This is a genomic window from Pseudomonas sp. BGI-2 (assembly GCF_004310295.1).
Classification (GTDB): Bacteria; Pseudomonadota; Gammaproteobacteria; order Pseudomonadales; family Pseudomonadaceae; genus Aquipseudomonas.
The window spans coordinates 111,166-117,571 of sequence record NZ_SISB01000017.1 but is presented as its reverse complement, the minus strand read 5'-3'; the positions used below and the strand labels follow the sequence as shown (position 1 = coordinate 117,571).

Below are 6,406 nucleotides of genomic sequence, written 5' to 3'. Positions count from 1 at the left end.
CAACTCAGTGATGGAGCGCTTCTTCCTGAGCTTGAAAATGGAGCGGGTATGGCGGCGCGATTACGCCAACCACGCCGAAGCGATACGTGACATTACTGAATACATCGTTGGGTTTTACAACAACGAGCGGCTGCACTCGAAACTCGGATATCTGCCACCGACCGTTTACGAACGGGAGATGGCGTCGAAATCACCTATCGAGGTGTCCGGAATTAGTTGACCACGACACGCTGGCTACCCACCGTGTCACCTATCGATTTCTTGGTCTACTCCTTGTCACTCTGGGAGTTGCTCAAGGTGGTCCTTTGGTCGAAGCCTTCGGGGATGTCGTCTGTGTTCTACTTGGTGGCTGTGCTGAGTGACCTTGCTGTGGTGTTGGTCGGGCACCTTAGGGTCGGAAAGGGTCAAGCTCCCCCTTGCAGTTTTGCAACCGTGCGATGACGTCAGAGGAGGTGGTGTTTGTGTCAATCCTCCCTGTTTCATCGAGGTTGATTTCTGTCGTTGTCCCCCATTTTGGAGTGATGGCGATACACCTTCGTAAACCCTTTTTTGACCACCAATCGAACATCATGAAGAAATTCTTATCGGGAAAGACGTGGCCAATATCTGCTGTTCCTTCACCGGGGAGAATGCCTCCTTTGTCAATGCGGTGCTGAGTGTTCCAGATATAGCGCAACTCATCCGCCCCGTGCTTGGAATAATTGACGACTACTCGCGGAAGCGTCAGATACCAAAATAAGAACGTTGCGAGCAGGAACAGAGTTATCACTTTGCCTTTACTCAGTTTTCTTGCAAACGTGTTCACGAACGCTATCCCCCCAATCCTTTAGTTTAACTGCAAGAACTTTGTCCATTATCATTTGGGCGGTGATACCACCGTTAGGATGCTCGGCGAATAGTTTAATCCCGATACCGATAGATATTCGATCCTGATCGTCGTCGTAAGCCCGCAAGCCATCGACGCCTTCAGCCGCGTCCGGCCATTGCCGTTTCTTCCAATCAAATAGTTTTCTGACAGATTCGGAAGCTATTTGCTCAAGACCCGCACCATCGGACAGGGCGCTTTCTGAAAGGCCCCCAGCTCGGCCCACGTAGCCATAGTGAATGTTCGACCAAATGTCATAGAAGTAATCGTAGTCACCCTGCTTGTGGTAAACAACGCCGTCGTACATCTCCGCGAGTGGCACTTTGTGGTCCCATTTACGTCCCTGACCAACCCGTTCAGTCCAAAGCGCCATCGCAGCCGCAGCATTTGCAGCCCCAATAGCTTGAGGGCTGGTCGCACCTACTTGGGCATACCAAGGCAGCTCCATTTGCTTACGGGTTTCTTCCGCAACGTCATAGCTGAGCAGTTCTTTCATCTTAAGGACGGAGGGGTGATGGATGTTGGTATTTATCTCGCCAGCAATGTAACTCGCCAGTTCTTCCATCATGTCAGGGTCTTTGCAGACGGCAGGTACCGCTTTCTCTTCAGCTTTCTCTTCAGGCTCCTTACCGGCTGCCTTAGGGTCTACCAATGCGTTCGCCGCTAAGGCTTTCTCCTTGAGGTTCGGGTCGGCTAACAAAGTCGCCATCTTCTCGTCGTCCACAGAGCCATCAGGCCGGAACGCTCCAAGGGCCATGAAGTTGATGATCGTTGCGCCACCAGCGTCCCCCATGACAAAGCCACCACCGACGTCGCCTGACCCCGTGATGATTGTCCCGCCATGACTGGTTGGGCTCCCTAAGTGGGCCATGGGACGGCCATTCACCTGAATAGAAGGAAAGCCTGTCGTGATGACTGCACCACACCCACAGGTATCGCCAACACGGGCAGAGCCCATAAAGTTTATGTTGACGTCACCACTGGCTGAAGCAATTGGGGTTGTGCCGTGACCGGGCAATGGGCAGACATGTTTGTCACCCAATCGAGCAGAAGAAATCATTGCGTGTCGTCCTTGCGTCTTTCGTCCATAGGCAATAACCAGCCTTTAAGCGGGCGCGGGAGAGGCTACTGGAAGCGGAAGGGCAGGTCTGTAGGAAAAGTCGTAATTTGCCGGGTTGCCCTATGAGAATCTGGCAGAAAAATCTGAATGACCACCTCAATCACGATTTGCCCTCGCGTCCCCCGTACGCCCTCGCGCCTGAGCCTTAGCGTGCGCTCGCATGGGGTCCTTATCGTGCACATGCGGGCGCCTCTGGAAGCTGGTCCGTTCAGGCGTCTACAAGGGCCTCTCGGTGTTACAAGTCACATACCAACAACTGGTACAAACCGTTGGCAAAGGCGTGCTGACCTCGCTACGATCCGGCCACCTGATTCCTTGAAGATCATCAGTCGGCGAACAGCATCTCCCGGCTTTCACCCATCAACAAACCCTGATTCTGCTCAGTGACGGCGCGGATGTAATCCCACAACAGGGTAATCCGCTTGAGCTTGCGCAGGTCCTCCCGGCAGTACATCCAGAATTGCCGGGTGATGTTGATCTCATCCGGCAACACCGGCAGCAAGCGCGGGTCTTGAGCCGCCAGGAAGCACGGTAGAATCGCCAATGACCGTCCTTGCTGCGCCGCCACGAATTGCGCGATCACACTGGTGCTGCGCAGGTTGGCGCTGGCGCCGGGCAATACGTTCGCCAGGTACAACAGCTCCGAGCTGAACGCCAGATCGTCTACATAACTGATGAACGAATGCTTGCCCAAGTCGGCCGGGCGGCGGATCGGTGGGTGCTTGTCGAGATAATCCTGAGTCGCGTACAGCTGGAGTTTGTAGTCGCAGAGTTTGCAGCAGACGTACGGGCCATGCTCCGGGCGCTCCAGGGCGATGACGATGTCCGCCTCGCGCTTGGACAGGCTGATGAAGTGCGGCAGCGGCAGGATGTCCACCGAGATCGCCGGGTAGGCGTCGACGAAATGGCTCAGCTGCGGGGTGATGAAAAAGCTACCGAAGCCTTCGGTGCAACCCATGCGCACATGCCCGGACAGCGCCACGCCAGAACCTGAAACCTGCTCGCAAGCCATGTGCAGCGTGCTTTCAATCGATTCGGCGTAACCGAGCAACCGCTGGCCTTCGGCGGTCAGGACAAAACCGCTGGTCCGGGATTTCTCGAACAGCAGAGTGCCCAATGCCGCTTCCAGCGAGCTGATGCGCCGCGACACGGTGGTGTAGTCCACCGCCAGGCGCTTGGCCGCAGTGCTGGCCTTGCGGGTGCGGGCGACTTCGAGGAAAAACTTGAGGTCATCCCAGTTCAACGAGCCTAACGACGTGATGTTTTTTTGCATGATGGACCGGCTTTTATGTGCGTTCTTATTAGAAGTTTGCACATCTATACTCCAAAAACAGTCCGACAACCAATTCGCGACACACGCCTCATCTCAAGGCGACTTATCCGCCTTGGCTCCCTGCATAACAACAAGTCCAGGAGACCAGCATGAACGCATCTCTCACGCCCAACGAAACCACCGTCCAGAAGGTCAAGCTGTTGATCGACGGCGAGTGGGTCGAGTCCCAGACCACCGAGTGGCACGACATCGTCAACCCGGCGACCCAGCAAGTGCTGGCCAAGGTCCCGTTCGCAACCGCGCAGGAAGTCGATGCCGCAATCAGCGCCGCCCATCGCGCCTTCCAGACCTGGAAGCTGACGCCGATCGGCGCGCGGATGCGCATCATGCTCAAGCTCCAGGCGTTGATTCGCGAACACTCCAAGCGCATCGCCGTGGTGCTCAGCAACGAGCAAGGCAAAACTATCGCCGACGCTGAAGGCGATATTTTCCGCGGCCTGGAAGTGGTCGAACACGCCTGTTCCATCGGCAGCCTGCAAATGGGCGAGTTCGCCGAGAACGTCGCTGGCGGAGTCGATACCTACACCCTGCGTCAACCCATCGGCGTCTGCGCCGGCATCACCCCGTTCAACTTCCCGGCGATGATTCCGCTGTGGATGTTCCCGATGGCCATCGCCTGCGGCAACACCTTCGTGCTCAAGCCGTCCGAACAGGACCCGATGTCGACCATGCTGCTGGTGGAACTGGCGATCGAGGCCGGCGTTCCGGCGGGCGTGCTCAACGTCGTTCACGGTGGTAAAGACGTGGTGGATGCACTCTGCACCCACAAGGACATCAAGGCTGTTTCCTTCGTCGGCTCGACCGCGGTCGGCACTCACGTCTACGACCTGGCCGGCAAGCACGGCAAGCGCGTGCAATCGATGATGGGCGCGAAGAACCACGCTGTGGTGCTGCCGGATGCCAATCGCGTACAAGCACTCAATGCGCTGGTCGGTGCCGGTTTCGGTGCCGCCGGGCAACGCTGCATGGCCACTTCCGTGGTGGTGCTGGTGGGCGCGGCCAAACAATGGCTGCCAGACCTGAAAGCACTGGCGCAGAAACTCAAAGTGAACGCCGGCAGCGAGCCGGGCACTGATGTGGGGCCGGTGATTTCCAAACGCGCCAAGGCTCGGATTCTCGATCTGATCGAGAGCGGCATCAAGGAAGGCGCCAAGCTTGAGCTGGATGGTCGCGACGTGACCGTTCCAGGTTTCGAGAAAGGCAACTTTGTCGGCCCGACCCTGTTCTCCGGCGTGACGCCCGAGATGCAGATCTACACCCAGGAAATCTTCGGTCCAGTGCTGGTCGTGCTGGAAGTCGACACCCTCGACGAGGCCATCGCACTGGTCAACGCCAACCCGTTTGGCAACGGCACGGGCCTGTTCACCCAAAGTGGTGCGGCGGCGCGTAAGTTCCAGACGGAAATCGACGTTGGCCAGGTCGGCATCAACATTCCGATTCCAGTGCCGGTCCCGTTCTTCAGCTTCACCGGTTCGCGCGGCTCCAAACTCGGCGACCTCGGTCCGTATGGCAAGCAAGTGGTGCAGTTCTACACTCAGACCAAGACGGTCACCAGTCGCTGGTTCGATGACGACAGCATCAACGACGGTGTGAACACCACCATCAACTTGCGTTAAGGAGCCAGGCATGAAAATCGCTTTTATCGGTCTCGGCAACATGGGCGCGCCGATGGCGCGCAACCTGATCAAGGCTGGCCACTCACTGCGGCTGGTTGACCTGAACAAAACCGTTCTGGCAGAGCTGGAACAACTCGGCGGCAGCATCAGTGCTTCGGCCCGTGAAGCCGCGCAAGGTGCAGAGCTGGTGATCACCATGCTGCCAGCCGCTGTGCATGTGCGCAGCGTATGGTTGGGTGAAGACGGCGTGCTGGCGGGTATCGCCAAGGGTGTACCGGCAGTGGATTGCAGCACCATCGATCCGCAGACGGCGCGTGACGTTGCGGCGGCGGCAGCCAAGCAAGGCGTGGCCATGGCGGATGCGCCGGTCTCTGGCGGTACTGGTGGTGCAACTGCCGGGACCCTGACCTTTATGGTCGGCGCCACCCCTGAACTGTTCGCCACCCTGCAACCGGTGCTGGCGCAGATGGGCCGCAACATCGTGCATTGCGGCGAAGTCGGTACCGGGCAAATCGCCAAGATCTGCAACAACCTGCTGCTGGCGATCTCCATGGTCGGTGTCAGTGAAGCCATGGCGCTGGGTGATGCGCTCGGCATCGACACAACGGTGCTGGCGGAAATCATCAACAGTTCGACCGGCCGTTGCTGGAGTTCGGAGATGTACAACCCGTGGCCGGGCATCGTCGAAACGGCGCCGGCCTCGCGCGGTTATACCGGTGGTTTCGGTGCCGAACTGATGCTCAAGGATCTGGGACTCGCCACTGAAGCGGCGCGTCAGGCGCACCAACCGGTGGTACTCGGCGCGGTGGCCCAGCAGTTGTATCAGGCAATGAGCCAGCGTGGGGAAGGTGGCAAGGACTTCTCGGCGATCATCAACAGCTATCGCAAACCCCAGTAAACCCTGTGGGAGCGAGCCTGCTCGCGATAGCGTTTGATCAGTCACCGCCAATGGTGACTGTGCTGACCCAATCGCGAGCAGGCTCGCTCCCACAGGTACTGCGTTTGCGCATCGACATTTACCGGGAAATCATGTCGGGTGATCTCCCGGTTTTTTTGCATCAGGCAAACACGAAGTACTTGCGCACGGTTTCAACCACTTCCCACGTGCCTTTCATCCCCGGCTCAATCACGAAAATATCACCGGCACGCAGATGGATCGGTTCTTTGCCTTCCGGGGTGATGATGCAGTACCCCTCGCGGAAATCGCAGTATTCCCACTTCACGTATTCCACATACCACTTGCCCGGCGTGCAGATCCAGGTGCCCATGATCTTGCTGCCGTCTTCGCTGGTGTAGGCGTTGAGGTTGACGGTGTGCGGGTCGCCTTCGAGTTTTTCCCATTTGCAGGCGTCGAGCACCGGCAGCGGGTGGGTGTCGCGAAGGACGGTAATGGGTGCGGTCATGTGGACTCCGGGGCAGTGGATAAGAGAACTGAAGCCGCACCCTATAGCGCCCCGCATCCGGTCAGTTGT

The 6,406-nt window shown here is 57.9% G+C and carries 8 protein-coding genes; 4 read left to right on the top strand and 4 right to left on the bottom strand.

The genetic code is table 11. From position 1 onward, the window contains the following. On the top strand, positions 1-220 hold a 220-nt coding region (locus EYC95_RS13860), incomplete at its 5' end, for an IS3 family transposase (RefSeq protein ID WP_165557438.1). Next, positions 150-362: a gp19.5 family protein gene (locus EYC95_RS31060; protein ID WP_371928419.1), complete on the top strand. Its 213-nt coding sequence runs from the start codon at positions 150-152 to the stop codon at positions 360-362. The genes EYC95_RS13860 and EYC95_RS31060, both read left to right, overlap by 71 nt. 26 nt (positions 363-388) lie before the next feature. Here EYC95_RS31060 and EYC95_RS13855 read toward each other — a convergent pair whose 3' ends face one another. The 3 genes from EYC95_RS13855 to EYC95_RS13845 all read right to left on the bottom strand — a co-directional run bounded on the left by EYC95_RS13855 (position 389) and on the right by EYC95_RS13845 (position 3,258). After that, positions 389-784 (bottom strand): hypothetical protein, encoded by a 396-nt coding sequence (locus tag EYC95_RS13855; RefSeq protein ID WP_131060855.1) that lies wholly within the window; start codon positions 782-784, stop codon positions 389-391. After that, on the bottom strand, positions 777-1,925 hold the full coding sequence (locus tag EYC95_RS13850) for a polymorphic toxin type 44 domain-containing protein (RefSeq protein WP_131060852.1): 1,149 nt from the start codon (positions 1,923-1,925) through the stop codon (positions 777-779). Before EYC95_RS13850 ends, EYC95_RS13855 begins: the two co-directional genes overlap by 8 nt. Positions 1,926-2,310: 385 nt before the next feature. Then, positions 2,311-3,258 (bottom strand): LysR family transcriptional regulator, encoded by a 948-nt coding sequence (locus EYC95_RS13845; RefSeq protein WP_131060851.1) that lies wholly within the window; start codon positions 3,256-3,258, stop codon positions 2,311-2,313. A gap of 149 nt (positions 3,259-3,407) precedes the next feature. Between EYC95_RS13845 and EYC95_RS13840 the strand changes: the two genes are divergently transcribed. Together EYC95_RS13840 and mmsB are read left to right on the top strand one after the other, a co-directional pair. Continuing rightward, on the top strand, positions 3,408-4,934 hold the full coding sequence (locus tag EYC95_RS13840) for a CoA-acylating methylmalonate-semialdehyde dehydrogenase (protein ID WP_131060850.1): 1,527 nt from the start codon (positions 3,408-3,410) through the stop codon (positions 4,932-4,934). A 10-nt stretch (positions 4,935-4,944) separates the two neighbouring features. Continuing rightward, the gene (mmsB, locus tag EYC95_RS13835) at positions 4,945-5,832 is read left to right on the top strand and encodes a 3-hydroxyisobutyrate dehydrogenase (protein WP_131060849.1); all 888 of its coding nucleotides are present in this window, start codon (positions 4,945-4,947) and stop codon (positions 5,830-5,832) included. Between the two features lie 160 nt (positions 5,833-5,992). Here the strand turns inward: mmsB and EYC95_RS13825 are convergent, their stop codons facing one another. Further along, positions 5,993-6,337: a cupin domain-containing protein gene (locus EYC95_RS13825; protein ID WP_007946320.1), complete on the bottom strand. Its 345-nt coding sequence runs from the start codon at positions 6,335-6,337 to the stop codon at positions 5,993-5,995. Positions 6,338-6,406: the final 69 nt, after the last annotated feature.